Source organism: Shewanella sp. 125m-1 (assembly GCF_052977065.1).
The window spans coordinates 1-16,645 of sequence record NZ_JBRILT010000003.1 but is presented as its reverse complement, the minus strand read 5'-3'; the positions used below and the strand labels follow the sequence as shown (position 1 = coordinate 16,645).

Below are 16,645 nucleotides of genomic sequence, written 5' to 3'. Positions count from 1 at the left end.
AGACTTCCTATAAAATCACTGATTAAAACTTAAGGTTAAACTGGGTTTGGTCGGCTTTGAGGTACACCCATTGGCGGACGTCTTGATAGCCCTGTGCACTGACTTTGATGTCGTAGCCACCAGGTGGAAGCTGCATGCCAGGCTGATACTTGGGTTTAATATTCATCACCGAAATTCTGGCATTATCCACGTTGGTATTAATGGTTAATGGCAGCGACAAACTAGGCTTAGCTGCGGTGTTCTTTTGGCTTGCCACCTCATCATGTTCAGGTAGAACCGCTAAATCGAAACGGTTTAATGGCCCACTAATAGCATGAAAAGCTTGGGTCATTTTTAGTAAGTTATCCAATGATGTACCAATAGGTTGTACCAAAGGTTGGGTCACCAATAACCACTTTAATGCAAAGGAAGCACTGGCCGAATCGTTGCTCTCCATTTGTTCAAAGAAGTAATTCATAGCCGAGTCATCCAGGGTGTATTTATTACTACCAATAGATAAAGGCACAACAAAAATACAGGCTAATAGGGCGATAGTTACAGCAGGTTTGATATAGGGTTTAGTTGCTTTTTTACCTTCATCTTTAGGCTTTGCCTGTTTAGCTTGTACTAACTCCAGCAGCTTCATTGGCAGTTTCAGTACTGTAAGCAAGACTAAGGCCAAACTAATCGACATTGAAATAGGCGGGATAATAGTTGCTCGTAGCGCTGACTTACCCGTTGCAGCAAATTTGCCGCCATCGGCAAACTCAACTTGTTGTGCCTCTAATACATTGATGTATTCGGTGGTTTTGCGCTGAATATTAGGCTCAATGATCTGCTGCTTAAACTGACGGTTGTTCCAGTCAGCTAAGGTTGGTTTGACGTATAACTCGCCCATACGCTTTTCAATGCGCAGCTGAATTTCATGATGACGTTGGAACTGCTGCCAACTGAGGTTTGGCGACATTTCTGTATTTTTAGCGCGCATATTTTTGCGCCATTCAATATCGGCTTGTTGACGCACTTTGCTAGCAACGGCTTTATCGAAGGTTAAACGATCGGTAATAGACCAAGCTGTTGGTAGGCTTAAGCCTTTTTGTTTAAGTTTTTTATTCACTTTAACGCTAGTGAGCTCGTGCACCCTAAAGGTATGTAGTGAGTCAATACCCAGCGGGTATCCGCCTGATTCTTTTATAAAGTCGGGCTCCATTTTTACCATCAACACGTTCTTATAGTGATTGACATCATTGGTGTAGACCATGCGGTGATCTTTCAAGCCCGCATCGCCACCAGTAGCAGCGTCTACCGCCTGCATCGCAGTAAATAGACCAAAGGTCATTACACCTGCAATGATTGAGTTCCCGACATTTTCAGAGGTGGAGATCTCTTCACGAATAAGCCAATCGTCAGGTGGGATATAAGGAATGCTTAACTTTTTAATTTCACGGTCATAGTTTGCTTGTAAACGCTCATAGCAGCTATTACGGCTGCTGCCTTTTCGCTCTTTACACTCGTTACGACGTTCGAAATAGTCATACATTTTAGGTGCGATTTTCTGCGCTCTAGATTCAACCCGTGCCTCATAGGCGGTTACGCCTTTTTGATATTTCTCCCAGCCTTGCTTGACTTGGTTTTGGGTATCTAACCAATATTCATCTGAGCGCTCTGGTGCGCTGGCAACTGCTCGGTTGTACTTAGCTGAGCCATCGGCATACTCTTGGTACTTGCCGCGCAGGGTTTGGCGAAAATCGTCGTAATCTTTATAGTGAGTATTGAAGCTCGCCATCGCTTTATCACGGACAAATTTTTCCATGATCATGCGCTTTTTCTGCGAGAGATCATCAACCAGTTTATCGTCGGCATAGACTAAGCCGCCAAACACAGATAAAAAGGCTTTTTCGGTGCTGCTGTGAGCCGTGTCTGGGTCGTAGTTTATGCCTTCAAACTGAATCGACTTTTCAATTAATGCGCTACGTAATACCTGTGAAAGATAGGCTTGTTGGCGCTCTGCAGGCGTCGATGCATCAATAATAAATTTATCCACTAACCACTTTTGGCCGAAAAATACCGTAGGCCACACAAGTACCGCAATTAGGCTGAAATAGCCTAAAGCGTGGCCAACCCGTGCCACACGTTTGCCACTCAGTAGCATATCTGCCAGTAGCAAGGTAACGCCAATACCACTAATTGTACGGCCAAAAAGCTCGACTGCGCGTAAGTCATCGTGGCTAGCGTTACGACCGCCGGCCACATCAGTTAAAGCTGCGTTGAATATCGCTTCTGGAAACAGGTAAACCACAGAGCAGATGAACATGGTCATCAACCACCAAAATGGCTTTCCGGTAATCGCGATCTGCTGCTCTACTTCTTGCTGCTTTTGTTGCTTAGCTGCGGTTGATTGTTGCTTTTGTTGAACTTTTTGCAGTTCTTTTTTTGCCTCGGCCATTTTAGTTTGCGTTGGCGCCGATTTTAATAAACCGGTGGCAAATGGGCTGTGCTTTTTATCAGTCATTGTTGCTACTTGGTAAGGTTAAAATAATGGTTTTGCTATTAGTGGTTTCAATTTCTTCATCAACAATGGTTGGGAAACCATGTGGATTGCTTGTATGAACCTGCTTGTTTACCTTTTTAGGCTTGGCTTTAGCGCTGGCAATCGCTTTAAGGCCCGAATTTAACGAGATGTAATAGCCTTCTTGTTGATAGCCTAACATTTCGTTAAAGCGGTCAAAGTCAGCATCGCTTGGTAGCGAAGCGATATACTTACCTGAAGCCGATAGCGGCTGATAGCGCTTTTTAGGCTCGGCAGGATTAAACAGCTTTTGGCAGATCTTATAGGGGGTGGTGTCGACAATCACGCCATCAGGTAGCTTGGATTTAGACAAACGCTTTAGTTGCGACTGATGATAATCGGTGCCGTTGATCGTGTAGGTATACACTTTCATGCCATAACGGTGCGCACTGTTTAAGACGCTAGTGTTTTGCATGAAACTGCGAATATCTAAGTGTAGGCCGGCGTTATTCCCCAGCTTGTCATTGAGCTTTTTAATACCTGATAGTGAGGCATAGTTTTTATAGCGAGAGCGATAACGTTTGGTGCCATATTTACCGGCAAACTCGATACTATTTTGGTTATCTAAGTAGTAGTCATCGTTTTGTGCGCCGCGACGCAGATCTGCAGTCACTTTATCGACACTGGTTGGGTGTGCCCCTTGAACAAATCCAAGATAGACGCGAGGGTTTATCCCACGGAGCTTCTCCAACATTTCAAGATCCGATGCCGAATAATAAAAGCCGCCCTGACCAATAGTTTGGCGCAACATATTGTCGAGCTCAACTAACTCATGGCCATTGGCTTCAGACTTAATCTCTACGTTTAGTAGCTGATCATAAGAGCGATATGCTGCAAAGGTGGTAAAGGCCTCATATGCAGTAATTGGGCGCCTATCGAGCAATTCATTCGAGCCTTTTTGGCGTAGTTTTAGGTTGGCATATTGTTTGAAGTTCATACGCTCAAGTTTGTAGCGCTCGCCAGTGTAATAAACCGTAGCTCGCCCAGTTTGGCTATCATGATGGTTAACCCAAGTGCCATCTCCTAACTGCATCACATCGATTTCGACACTGTTGTAGTTATCAAACAGTGCCGATGCAATAGCAAGATCGCTACTTTCTGGTAATCGAAAGTCACCGCGATGCGCTGATATATCAAGTGGGCACTGTGCAATCGACACCATCTTAATGTGACCATTATCGCTTAGATATAAATTACGGTCGCCAAGCGTTAACTGGATATCGACAATATCAGCGCCATCGACTTTAACGTCAAAGGGTAAGTGGCTTAACGCTTGAGGAATAATCTTCGCTGGTGCAGGTGGTGTATCGGGGGTAGATTGACAACCAATAAGGGCGAAAAGTGCAATGAGCAGTACCGCGTAGTAACGGCGAGGGGCTTTTATGTAACTTGCCATAGTCCCGGAATTGTAAGTTATTAATTATGCGAGCTTTATACTCGAAAAGAGTGTTAAAAACAATAATGAACAAAAACCATTTTTAGCTAAGGCATTGATTTAGAATAACTTATAAAGAATTGTAAAACCGAAAATTTTACAGATTGTGATATATGTATAACAAAACTCAGCTATTAGGGTCAATAAGGTATAAATACCAATGGCTTAAAAAGTAAACAATATGTTGGCGAGGTCTTAAAAAGGTCCTAGGTTCTAGGAAATGAAAAGAAAGGTTCTAGATGCTAGGAAGGGCTGAGACGATACAGGCAAAGACGGTATAAGCAAAGACGGTATAAGCCAAGACGGTATAAGCCAAGACGAGCAAATCAAAGAAAGGTCTTAGGTTCTAGGAAAGCCGAAGAAAGGTTCTAGATGCTAGGAAGGGCTGAGATGATACAGGCAAAGACGGTCAAGCAAAGATGGTATAAGCCAAGACGAGTAAATCAAAGAAAGGTCTTAGGTTCTAGGAAAGGCGAAGAAAGGTTCTAGATGCTAGGAAGGGCTGAGACGATACAGGCAAAGACGGTATAAGCGGAAAGAGTAGAGCGTTTTTTTGAATTTTTTGAGCTTTTGCTTTTCCTAGTAGGACGAAGTCCGTCCTCGAAGCGAAGCGCCCTAGGATCTAGGACTTTTATAGAAACAAAAAAGCCACTCAGTCATCGACAAAGTGGCTTAATGTAAGAATTAAATTGCTCCCCAGAATACCGACCGCTGGTGTAGCCCTTGAACCGTAGGTTCAAGGCGGGTAAATGAATACCTCCTAAGGCTTCTCGGTACGAGCCGAGCTTGCACAATGTCAGTAAAACATTCACCCTGGGTTTGTAAGTATCGGCACAGGGACATTACCAGCTAGCGAATATCCCAGGGAGCAAAACTTGTGTTCGTAAACCAGTCGGGTGACTAAAGTGGGCTTACGATAAAACTGTAATCAGCTGCTTATTAAGCAAACTCTATTATAACGACTTTTCGTCAGGTTTTGTAGCGCGTTCAACCAACGCGTCTTCAAGTGTTGACTGCAGCAAACCGATTTTATTATCCATCTGCCTTATATAATCTTGATTCTTTTGCTGTTCTTCTAACAGCTCATAACCGATATTTAATGCTGCCATAATGGCAATTTCTTCACGGCTAATGTTATTGGTACGTGCCTTAAGCGAGGTTAACTGCTTTTCGAGATTATTGGCCACATGCCTAAGCGCAGCTTCTTGTCCTTGTGGACAAGCAATAGAGTAGGTACGACCCATAAGGGTAATTTCAATCGCCTTGCTACTCATTCCGAAAAGGATCCTTTAACCGTGTACTTGAGCGGACTATATCGGTCTCAATAGCAAAGTGCAACACGATCGACGCGCAAACTCGCTCAGTTTAGATTAATTGTTGTTTAGATCGCCATTGGCGTACAAACATAGAGCGACTCGCTAGTTTAGATGTTACTTAATAGCAAGTTTTACATCATCAATAATGGCCAAAATTAACCGCTTTTTTGTCGGTGTATACTTTGCAACTGATTACGATTGTTGCATTTGTGGCTTACTCCACATAGTTTTAGGCACTTTATTGCGGCGACTATTGGTCGAGCTCACCACTTCTGCTAGCATGAACAATAGTAAATTTTGTGATTGGATAACACTTTATTATGGCGAGCCTTCCTACATTGCGCATGGATAAATTACTTGCAGCACTTAATGCTGCCGAAATTGGTCAGCACCCTGTCGAAGTTCACGGTGCTCTTGTTGGGCTTATTTGTGGCGGAGTAGAGCAACACGCCTCAGGCTGGACCCAGCCGTTACTTGAGCTGATGAATGACGGCCAAGCACTGCCAAAAGATCTGCAAGCCTTGATTGAAGAGCTATACCAAGATGCGGTGACGCGTTTGTCAGATACCGATTTTGGCTTTAGCCCAATGCTACCAGAAGAGGAAGAGCCGCTTTCAAAGCGTGTTGAAGCGTTATCTTTATGGGTGCAAAGCTTCTTAACGGGTATCGCGATTATCCAACCTAAACTTAACCAAGCGCCGCTTGATGTGCGTGAAGTTATTCAGGACTTGTCAGAAATCGCACAAGTTGAGTTTGATGTTGGTGAAGACGAAGAGTCTGAAGCGGCACTGATTGAGCTGATGGAGTTTACTCGTATGGCGGCATTAATGTGCTACGCCGAGTTTGGCCCCGCCATCGATGACGACGAACCCATCGACGTGGGTGTTATGCACTAATTATCACGCGTGACCCAATACCGCCATCGCATCTGTTTGCATGGCGGTTTTTGTATCAGCAATATCACACATTATTTTGTTATTGAGTTCATACATTCCATGGCGAATCCTAACGAGCTAGCAAGTAGCAACCAAATCAACGAGGTCGACATCGCGATTGTTGGCGGTGCAATGGCGGGAGCTACCTTAGCTCTGGCGTTGGCCCAGCTGACAAAATCGCTCGCAAAACCACTTAATATCGCCTTAATTGAAGCCCACAAGCCAAGCTGCGATCACCCAGGCTTTGATGCACGATCAATTGCTATCTCCCATGGCTCAATATTTCAGTTAACGCAACTGGATCTATGGCAGCATCTTGAGTCATTAGCAACGCCGATTGAAAATATCCATATTTCAGAGCGCGGCAACTTTGGTATGACAGAGCTTAACAGTGAGTCATTTAATCTGCCGTATCTTGGCCAAGTGGTTGAGCTTGAAGCCGTAGGTAAGCAGCTCTTTAGCTTGCTTGAAAAGAGCGATGTGGCGCTATATTGCCCAGCTAAACTGCAAAGCGTAACAGCCCAAGTTGATGCCCAATTACTTACCCTTGAAGATGGTCAGCAGATCTCGGCTAAGCTATTAATCGCAGCCGATGGAGTTAACTCCAAAGTGCGCCAAGCGTTTAAGCAGCCACTTGAACAGGTCGATTTTAATCAAACCGCCATTATTGCCAATATTCATACCGAGCAGGCGCATCAAGGCTGGGCCTATGAGCGCTTTACTCAAACAGGGCCATTAGCGCTACTGCCAATGGCTGATAGTAAGCATGAATCGCGGTTATCTATGGTGTGGGCCTTACCGCCTAGCGAAGCTGAGCGACTACTAGCTGCCCCCAAAGCCGAGTTTATTGAGCAATTGCAGCAAGCCTTTGGTTACCGGGCTGGACGCTTTATCGATATCGGCAACCGCTATAGCTATCCGCTGTTGCTGTCGTATATGCCAAGGCCGATTTACCATCGCACGGTATTTTTAGGTAACGCGGCGCAAACGCTACATCCTATTGCAGGCCAAGGTTTTAACTTAGGTCTACGTGATGTGGTGTGCTTGATTGATGTGATTGAAAAAGCGCTAACCAAGTTAGCGCTTGCTAACCCCGAAGGGGCTATCGATTTGGGCGGCACAAGCGTCACCCACGCCTACCTTGCAAGGCGTAATGACGATAGAAAAAGCACCATGAATAATATTGAGTTTCTCGTGCGCGGGTTTTCAAATGATCATTGGCCATTAGTGATTGGGCGTAATTTAGGCTTGCGATTACTGTCATGGTTCCCACCGCTAAAAGCTCCCGTGGCGCAAAAAGCAATGGGCTGGCTCCAAAGTTAGCCACTCGCGTGGCAAGATAGCCTGCGCGAGATTAAACAGTACGATTAATCGTGTTTTTAGGTCAAAAGCAGTTTTAATGAGTAAGGGTAAAAGATGTTAAGCACGCAAACTTATGATGTTGCCATCGTTGGCGGAGGCATGGTTGGCCTAGCAACGGCTATTGGCTTAGCAATGGAAGGCATTAAAGTCGTGGTGATTGATGCAGGCCACACCCAAGCGGTATCGGGCCCAGCAAAACTTAGGGTTAGCGCCATTAATAAAGCTAGCCAGCAACTTATTACCAACTTAGGTGCTTGGCCTTACTTGGCTGCAGCAAGAGTGAGTCCTTACCAAAAAATGCAGGTGTGGGACAAAGACAGCCTAGGTAAAATCGATTTTGATGCGCATTCACTGGGCGAAACTCACCTAGGCTCAATTATCGAAAACGACGCCATCGCCTTTGCACTTGCTGAGCGCGCCTCAGAATTTAGTGAGTTGACCTATATCGAAAACCAGCGTTTAGAGCGAATCGCCTTTGGCGAGCGAGAAGCCTGGTTAACCTTAGATAATGGCGACAACTTAAGTGCCGCATTAGTGATTGCTGCAGACGGCGCCAACTCATGGGTGCGCGAGCAATGTAAAATCCCCATGACCTTCTGGGACTACAATCACCACGCCATAGTGGCCACCATTCGCACCGAACTGCCTCACGGCGACACCGCAAGACAAGTATTCGATAAAGAAGGCCCATTAGCGTTTCTACCTTTATATGAAAAAGATCTGTGTTCAATCGTGTGGTCAGTCTCGCCAGAAAAAGCACAGCAGCTTTTAGCATTAGATAAGGTGAGCTTTGAGCGCGCCTTAACCGCCGCATTCGATGGTCGCCTTGGTATGTGCAGCCTCGAAAGTGAACGCCAATCGTTTCCTTTGCGTATGCGTTACGCACGCCACTTTGCACGGCCGCGCTTGATCCTTGCGGGCGACGCCGCTCACACCATTCACCCGCTCGCAGGTCAAGGTGTTAACTTAGGTTTTCTCGACGCTGCCAGCATCGTCGAGGTGGTAAGCGAGCTTAAAAACCAAGGTAAAGACATTGGTGATTATCGTCACCTGCGAGATTTAGAGCGTTGGCGTAAAGCCGAGGCGCTTGAGATGATAGCGGCAATGGAAGGGTTTAAAAAATTATTCCAAGGCACTAACCCGATTAAAAAAGCCATTCGCGATCTGGGCTTAAATATCGTTGATAATTTTGCGCCATTGAAAACACTGTTTATTCAACAGGCGCTAGGCAACAAGAACAACTTGCCGAGCCTGTGTAAGCGCAAACAGAGTTAACAATTTTGACTCATTAGTTGAATCTAAATAAGCCTTTAATTTCATGGGTTTGTTTTAGTGTTGTTGGTGAAAGCTGTTTTTGTGTGAAATTTTCACAAATTCATAATGAGAAAAACTAATGACAAAACTGTTCGGATTAGAAAATTCTTTTGTATACAAAGTAGCGTCTCAAGGTATAATTTCGCCGCATTTTAATACGACGACATTAATCTGAACCCCATAGCTGACTCGAGTACCCTACACAGTACTCTATATAAAGAGCGGGGATCAGCAGCAGACTAGAAGACCCCAAAGAAGGGATAAAAATGGCTAACAAAACTGTACTTTTTAACAAGCATCTAGAATCGAACGGCAAAATGGTAGATTTCCACGGTTGGGATATGCCACTTAACTACGGTTCACAAATTGAAGAGCATCACGCGGTTCGCCAGGACGCCGGTATGTTTGACGTTTCTCACATGACAGTTGTTGATGTGATTGGTGACGACGCTTGTGCCTTTTTACGTAAATTGCTAGCCAATGACGTCGCTAAGCTTAAAGTTCCGGGTAAGGCGTTATATGGCGGTATGCTTGACCATAACGGCGGCGTCATCGACGACCTTATCACTTATTACCTATCAGATACCGAGTACCGTATTGTTGTTAACTCAGCAACACGCGAAAAAGACCTAGCTTGGATCAATGAGCAAGTTAACGGTTTTAGCGTTGAAGTTACCGAGCGTCCAGAGCTGGCGATGATCGCCGTTCAAGGCCCAAATGCTAAGGCAAAAGCTGCCACAGTATTTAACGCCGCGCAAAACGCTGCCATTGAAGGTATGAAGCCATTCTTTGGTGTACAAGCAGACTCACTATTTATCGCAACCACTGGTTATACCGGCGAAACAGGCTACGAAGTTATCGTGCCAGAATCAGAAGCCGAAGCCCTATGGCAAGCATTCTTAGACGCGGGCATTCGCCCATGCGGCTTAGGTGCACGTGACACCCTTCGTCTAGAAGCAGGCATGAACCTTTACGGCCTAGATATGGACGAAAGCGTTAACCCACTAGCCGCTAATATGGGCTGGACGGTAGCGTGGGAGCCTGCGGATCGCGACTTTAACGGTCGCCAAGCGTTAGAAAAGATTAAAGCTGAAGGTACCGACAAACTTGTTGGCCTCATCATGGATGCTAAAGGCGTAATCCGTCACGGCATGTCAGTATTCTTTACCGATAGCGACGGTGTTGAGCAGCAAGGTACCATCACAAGTGGTACTTTCTCACCGACACTCGGTTACTCAATTGCCATGGCTCGCGTACCGCGCAGCATTGGTGACGTAGCTGAAGTTGAAATGCGTAAAAAGCGTGTACCAGTAAAGGTTATCGCACCGTCGTTTGTACGTAACGGTAAACAAGCATTCTAATTTTTCTGGGTTAATGCTGGTTATTTGAATCTACTTTGTTGTCGCCAGTGCTCATTGATACTTATCAACTGCGCGCTGGCTCCTAAAACTAGAATCAAATTCCTGCGCCTTCACCTCAGAAAATGGTTTGTGATGCTGCGAATAGAAAACTTATTCGCTTTATCAAGATAGTGTTATCTATTGGCCCTGTTGATGCTCTTAGTGGATAGATTGGATCAATAGGCTAAAGTTTATGATTTCATCAAACGTTGATATAAAGTGGAAACTGCTAGATTTTCCTGCTTGGACATGAACAATGTGGCAAACGTCAAAAAGTAGATGAAATCGCAGCACTTATGATGTAAAAAAGGTGCAAAAATTGATATAAGCCTTACAGGCAAGTCAGTGTAACGTCTTATTAAATACAGAATTAGAACATCGAATAAGGATTTAGACCAATGAGCAATATCCCAGCTGAACTTAAATATGCTTCTTCTCACGAGTGGATCCGTAAAGAAGAAGACGGAAGCTACACAGTCGGTATCAGTGAGCACGCTCAAGAGCTTTTGGGTGACATGGTGTTCGTTGAGCTTCCAGAAGTGGGCGACGACGTAAGCGCGGGTGAAGACTGCGCAGTAGCTGAATCTGTAAAAGCGGCGTCAGACATCTACGCACCGCTTTCTGGCGAAGTGATTGCCGTTAACGAAGCGCTGGAAGATTCTCCAGAGCTAGTTAACAGCGATGCATTTGGTGATGGTTGGTTCTTCCGCGTTATGCCAACCGACCTTACTGAACTAGACAACTTGCTTGATGCCGAAGGTTATCAAGCAGTTATCGACGAAGAATAAGCGTCGATGATAAACAAAGCCCCAACTCATCGCTGAGTGGGGCTTTGTTCGTTATATGGCTTATGCCGCAAAAGCTAAAGACATGTAATTAATAATATTTCAGTCAAAGTGTGTGAGCCGAGATACGTTTGCCAAGCTATTCAAGCAAACGTACATAAGCCAAACAACAATCGAATTCTAAACTAAAGAGACCGGTAGCACCGCCCCCCTACAGGCAGGATACTGGCAAATAGGAACTAGGTTACCCATGACCAAAGAAACCCTTACGCAGTTAGAGCAGCACGAACTATTTCTACGCCGTCACATTGGCCCTGGTGCTGATCAGCAGCAAGAGATGCTTAATTTTGTTGGTGCTGAATCGTTAGAAGATCTCACCGCTCAAATTGTACCCGGCGCTATCTTGCTAAACCGTGATTTAGCGGTTGGCGATTCGTGTGGTGAAGCGGAAGGCTTAGCTTATATCCGTAAAATTGCAGACAAGAACAAAGTCTTCAAGAGCTACATTGGTATGGGATACCACGGCACTGAAGTACCGAGTGTTATCCAGCGTAACGTATTAGAAAATCCAGGTTGGTACACCGCCTACACGCCTTACCAGCCAGAGATTGCTCAAGGCCGCCTTGAAGCGATTCTAAACTTCCAGCAAGTATCAATGGACTTAACTGGTCTTGATCTCGCTTCATCATCACTGCTTGATGAAGCCACAGCTGCCGCAGAAGCGATGGCGCTATCTAAGCGTGTCTCTAAAGCGAAAAAAGCTAACATCTACTTTGTGGCAGACGATGTGTTCCCACAAACGGTTGACGTGATTAAAACTCGCGCCGAGTGTTTTGGTTTTGAGGTTATTGTCGGCCCTGCACAGGACGCTGTTAACTACGAGCTATTTGGTGCGCTATTTCAGTACACCAACCGCCTAGGTCAAATTAACGATTTCACTGAGCTATTTGCTCAGCTACATGAGAAAAAGGCGCTGGTATCGGTTGCAGCCGACATGATGTCGCTTGTCTTGCTTAAGTCGCCAGGTTCTATGGGCGCTGACGTAGTATTGGGTAACTCACAACGCTTTGGTGTGCCAATGGGCTTTGGTGGGCCACACGCTGCATTTTTTGTGACCCGTGACGAATATAAGCGTTCACTACCGGGTCGTATTATCGGTGTATCACAAGATACTCGTGGTAACCGCGCACTGCGTATGGCAATGCAGACTCGTGAGCAACATATCCGCCGCGAAAAAGCTAACTCAAACATCTGTACCGCGCAGGTGCTACTTGCCAACATGGCATCATTCTATGCGGTATTCCACGGTCCACAAGGCCTTAAGACCATTGCTGAGCGCATTCACCGTCTAACTGACATCGTTGCCGCTGCACTAACGGCAAAAGGCGTTGAGCTCGTGAACAACACTTGGTTCGATACCCTGTCAATTAAAGGCTTAGACGTTGCGGCTGTACAAGCACGCTCTGCTGCTGCTGGCCTAAACCTGCGCATCGACAGTGATGGCATTGTGGGTTTAAGTTTGTCTGAAACCACGACTCGCAGCGATGTTGCTGAGCTAATTGCTGTTATCCTAGGTGATGACGATAGCTCAAACGGTAGCGCTGATATTGCAGCACTTGATGCAGCGATTATTGCTAACGGCAGCACGTCAATCCCAAGCGAACTTATCCGTAAAGATGCCATCTTAACGCACCCAACATTTAACCGTTACCAGAGCGAAACGGAAATGATGCGTTATATCAAGCGTCTTGAAAATAAAGACCTAGCCCTGAACCACTCAATGATTTCATTGGGTTCGTGCACCATGAAACTAAACGCAGCCACCGAAATGGCGCCGATTACATGGCCAGAATTTGGCAACATGCACCCATTCTGCCCACAAGATCAGGCGCAAGGTTACGCGCAGCTACTTGAAGAGCTATCTGCATGGCTAATTGATATCACAGGTTACGACGCGGTATCACTGCAGCCTAACTCAGGCGCGCAGGGCGAATACGCGGGTCTTCTAGCAATTAAGCAATACCATGAGTCACGTGGCGACGCGCACAGAAATATCTGTCTAATCCCACAATCGGCGCACGGTACTAACCCAGCTTCTGCGCAGCTTGCAGGCATGAAAATCGTGGTCACGGCTTGTGATAAAGCCGGTAACATCGACATGGCTGATCTTCGCGCCAAAGCGGCAGAAGTGGCTGACAACCTATCGTGCATCATGGTCACTTACCCATCGACGCACGGCGTGTACGAAGAGACCATCGCTGAAATTTGCGATGTGATCCATGATCACGGCGGTCAAGTTTACCTAGATGGCGCTAATATGAACGCACAGGTAGGCCTAACATCACCAGGCTTTATTGGCGCAGACGTATCGCACCTTAACTTACACAAGACCTTTGCTATCCCACATGGCGGCGGTGGACCAGGTATGGGCCCAATCGGTGTTAAAAAGCACCTTGCGCCATTCCTATCCGGTCACGCGGTGGTTAAGCATGGTCTTGAGTCTGACAACAATGGCGCTGTATCAGCCGCGCCATTTGGTAGCGCAGGCATCTTGCCTATCACTTGGATGTACATCAAGTTGCTAGGTAAAAAAGGTCTACGTCAGTCAACGCAAGTAGCACTGCTTAATGCTAACTACATGATGAAGAAACTGTCGGCGCATTACCCAGTACTTTATACCGGCCGTAACGACCGTGTTGCCCACGAGTGCATCATCGATTTGCGTCCACTTAAAGAAGCATCTGGCGTGACCGAAATGGATATCGCTAAGCGTCTAAATGACTATGGTTTCCACGCGCCAACCATGAGTTTCCCAGTGGCGGGAACCTTGATGATTGAGCCAACAGAATCAGAGTCTAAGGTTGAGCTAGACAGATTCATCGAGGCAATGGTGTCTATCCGCGGCGAAATCGCCAAGGTAGAAGCAGGTGAGTGGCCAGCGGACAACAACCCGCTACACAACGCGCCGCACACCCTAGCTGACATCATGGACCCAGCGTTTGATGAGCGTCCATATACGCGTGAAGAAGCCGTGTTCCCAACGGCAGCGGTGAAGCTGAACAAGTTCTGGCCAACGGTTAACCGTATTGATGATGTGTTTGGTGACCGTAACCTAATGTGTTCATGCGCTCCAATCTCCGACTACGAGTAATCTTTTAATTGCTGCTTGGGCTTGCTACTGCTACGTTGAACCTCGGCTCCAGTCCTCATTGACTGGAGTCAACTCCGGGCTAGAGCCTTCGGTTCGCCTTGCATTAGCATCGCCAGCGACGCAATTACGGAAACTGTGAGTTTGGTGGTTTCCGGTAGTTATAGAATTGAAAAAGCGACCTTTTGGTCGCTTTTTTATTGGCTGGGGTTTAGAACCGTTGATGGTTGCATCGAGTAGAAACAGCTAGCAAAATCTAGCTTATAAATAGAGTCAGACCTAATGACGGCAGACGAAATGACAAAGGCAGCAGCGACTATGCAAGAACAACTTCCGATTACGATTAGCGCCGATAGCGGCTTTTCTAGTTCGCTTAAGCCGTTGCTGGTTGAGCTTGAAATGTGGATTAACTTTCAAGCGCTGAAAGCAGATTGGTATGGCGATGAAGCCTGTATCTTAGCTTTCGATTTTACCTTGGTTAGGAGCTTGGAAGAAAAAGGGCTGGCTGCTAGTGAAAAGGGCGTAGCGGCTGGTAAAACGAGAGTTAGGAGCGCTGCGGCGGGAAAAGAGTGGGTCTTGGGGGATGGTTACGCTTATTGTTATGACGGCAAGACCTTAAAGACCACGGCTTTTATTGCGGTTGCTGACTTGCTTACGCCTATAAAGGGCGGTGTGGGCATTGAGCAGGCGATAAAGGGGCGGTTGGTGAGTGTGGTTAATGCGGTTGCCAGTTCTGCGGGAAGAGGGCATCGGTTGTTGGCTTTGGGGTGAGTCGCTAGCTCATGCCTCTACTAACTAAGGCGACGGATGAAGTGCATTACTACAAGCTTTTCCCTTGCTCCACTTTCCGCTTTGCTGCTGCCTTTTGAACTCACACATAGCGTCCCAACGGCCGCTAACTCCACTGTATTGACGACGAAACTCTTTGGCCGAGGTTATCCAAGCATCAGGTGCAATACCGAGTTCATTTAGTAATTTAGGTTGTTTTGAATCTATGACGCCTGTTTTATCATGTCGAATCGCTCTGCCAGTCCAGTCAATAAGCTCTAAGTAATCACAAAAGTGAAACGGGATCCCCGATTGACTAGCAAGATGGGTTGAACCATCAAATTTAGCGAGTGGTTTAAATGGGTCATCTACAGCAAGTTCTGGTTCTTGATTGGTGGACTTGGTGGGGGTAGTTGGCTTGCTGGCGTTGCTATTAAGCGAATTTAACTCGGTAATACGCTCTTGAATAGAGGTGAACTCAGAAGTTTGAAGTGTGTCTGCTATTCCTGCTCTAATAGGGTTTAAATCCACGTACATCATACATGCAAGTAATGCCTGTTCATCGAGCAGGGCTTGAGACTTAAACCTTCCTTCCCAGAATGCCCCCTTACACTCATCTTCACGATTTGCCCTACGTGCTACTTCCTCATTAAGGCAACGCATAAACCAGGATATACTCGATAAACGCTGGTGCCACTCAGCTAACAATCCATCAAGTAGTAAACGCTCACCCTCAATTAATGTCTCACCATTCATGTATTTGGTTGCTACAGGATGCCCTTTAGTGATTTTACACCATCGACTAATGACCTCTTTGTTACTCAATGATTTAGCTTTGTCAGTTTCGATTTTAAGGACTAAATGATAGTGATTATTCATGACAGCATAGGCACAAATATCGATACAGAAGATAGTTGAAAGCGCTTTGATTTTATCGACAATCCAGCCACGCCTATGTTCAAAGCTTTTACCTGTAAGCTTATCCTCGCCACAGAGAAATGCTCTTCTGACACAACGATTTATGATGTGATAGAAAGGAGTCGATTCAGGATCTATCAAAGTTCGTCGAGCGGAGGTCATAATCGCGATCCTACACTAGGCCAATAGGAGGTACTACAAAGCCTAGTAGAGGATGTGCTAAAGCACAAAAGATATGGCTGTCCTGTCTTTTCTTGTCCTGTCTTTTCTTTGATTTTATCGACAATCCAGCCACGCCTATGTTCAAAGCTTTGACCTGTAAGCTTATCCTCGCCACAGAGAAATGCTCTTCTGACACAACGATTTATGATGTGATAGAAAGGAGTCGATTCAGGATCTATCAAAGTTCGTCGAGCAGAGGTCATAATCGCGATCCTAGACTAGGCCAAGAGGAGGTACTACAAAGCCTAGTAGAGGATGTGCTAAAGCACAAAAGATATGGCTGTCCTGTCTTTTTGTTTTGGTAATCAGTTAGACCGGTTTATTACCAAGCATCATAAGCCGAGTTAACGCGGTTTAACCGTTATTAAATACAGCCTTGTTTGAAATAGAGAACATAAAAAAGGAGAGCCTAGGCTCTAATGCCGTTCACTTAAGGTGAACGGCATTTTTATTTTTGGCATACCGTTGAGGCCTTGGTTTTACTGTTCTGGGGA

The 16,645-nt window shown here is 45.9% G+C and carries 11 protein-coding genes and 1 other RNA gene; 7 read left to right on the top strand and 5 right to left on the bottom strand.

The window, feature by feature from the left end:
* Positions 1 to 22 precede the first annotated feature (22 nt).
* The 4 genes from ACVBIK_RS02205 to ACVBIK_RS02190 all read right to left on the bottom strand — a co-directional run bounded on the left by ACVBIK_RS02205 (position 23) and on the right by ACVBIK_RS02190 (position 5,257).
* The gene (locus tag ACVBIK_RS02205; RefSeq protein ID WP_447168986.1) at positions 23 to 2,491 is read right to left on the bottom strand and encodes a hypothetical protein; all 2,469 of its coding nucleotides are present in this window, start codon (positions 2,489 to 2,491) and stop codon (positions 23 to 25) included.
* Complete coding sequence (locus ACVBIK_RS02200; protein ID WP_447168985.1) at positions 2,484 to 3,944, bottom strand: glycerophosphodiester phosphodiesterase; 1,461 nt, start codon at positions 3,942 to 3,944, stop codon at positions 2,484 to 2,486. Before ACVBIK_RS02200 ends, ACVBIK_RS02205 begins: the two co-directional genes overlap by 8 nt.
* Positions 3,945 to 4,672: 728 nt before the next feature.
* A non-coding RNA gene (gene ssrS, locus ACVBIK_RS02195) (6S RNA) lies at positions 4,673 to 4,854 on the bottom strand.
* An 82-nt stretch (positions 4,855 to 4,936) separates the two neighbouring features.
* Positions 4,937 to 5,257, bottom strand: a complete 321-nt coding sequence (locus ACVBIK_RS02190; RefSeq protein WP_012156522.1) for a cell division protein ZapA — start codon at positions 5,255 to 5,257, stop codon at positions 4,937 to 4,939.
* A gap of 362 nt (positions 5,258 to 5,619) precedes the next feature.
* On the opposite strand from ACVBIK_RS02190, the gene ACVBIK_RS02185 reads away from it, so the two are divergent.
* The 7 genes from ACVBIK_RS02185 (at position 5,620) to ACVBIK_RS02155 (ending at position 15,014) form a co-directional block, all read left to right on the top strand.
* Entirely contained in the window at positions 5,620 to 6,195 is a 576-nt protein-coding gene (locus ACVBIK_RS02185) for a UPF0149 family protein (RefSeq protein ID WP_447159568.1), read from the top strand.
* A 99-nt stretch (positions 6,196 to 6,294) separates the two neighbouring features.
* Positions 6,295 to 7,557, top strand: a complete 1,263-nt coding sequence (ubiH, locus tag ACVBIK_RS02180) for a 2-octaprenyl-6-methoxyphenyl hydroxylase (RefSeq protein WP_447168984.1) — start codon at positions 6,295 to 6,297, stop codon at positions 7,555 to 7,557.
* Between the two features lie 93 nt (positions 7,558 to 7,650).
* On the top strand, positions 7,651 to 8,871 hold the full coding sequence (locus tag ACVBIK_RS02175; protein ID WP_447168983.1) for an FAD-dependent monooxygenase: 1,221 nt from the start codon (positions 7,651 to 7,653) through the stop codon (positions 8,869 to 8,871).
* Between the two features lie 305 nt (positions 8,872 to 9,176).
* On the top strand, positions 9,177 to 10,271 hold the full coding sequence (gcvT, locus tag ACVBIK_RS02170) for a glycine cleavage system aminomethyltransferase GcvT (protein ID WP_447168982.1): 1,095 nt from the start codon (positions 9,177 to 9,179) through the stop codon (positions 10,269 to 10,271).
* A 437-nt stretch (positions 10,272 to 10,708) separates the two neighbouring features.
* Positions 10,709 to 11,098 carry a glycine cleavage system protein GcvH gene (gene gcvH / locus ACVBIK_RS02165; protein ID WP_447159572.1) on the top strand — a complete coding sequence of 130 codons (390 nt, stop codon included), beginning with the start codon at positions 10,709 to 10,711 and terminating at the stop codon, positions 11,096 to 11,098.
* Positions 11,099 to 11,345: 247 nt separating this feature from the next.
* Entirely contained in the window at positions 11,346 to 14,246 is a 2,901-nt protein-coding gene (gene gcvP / locus ACVBIK_RS02160) for an aminomethyl-transferring glycine dehydrogenase (protein ID WP_447162907.1), read from the top strand.
* 279 nt (positions 14,247 to 14,525) lie between these two features.
* Positions 14,526 to 15,014, top strand: a complete 489-nt coding sequence (locus ACVBIK_RS02155; RefSeq protein WP_447168981.1) for a hypothetical protein — start codon at positions 14,526 to 14,528, stop codon at positions 15,012 to 15,014.
* Between the two features lie 24 nt (positions 15,015 to 15,038).
* On the opposite strand, the gene ACVBIK_RS02150 is transcribed toward ACVBIK_RS02155, so the two are convergent.
* The gene (locus ACVBIK_RS02150) at positions 15,039 to 16,091 is read right to left on the bottom strand and encodes a transposase (protein WP_447168980.1); all 1,053 of its coding nucleotides are present in this window, start codon (positions 16,089 to 16,091) and stop codon (positions 15,039 to 15,041) included.
* Positions 16,092 to 16,645: the final 554 nt, after the last annotated feature.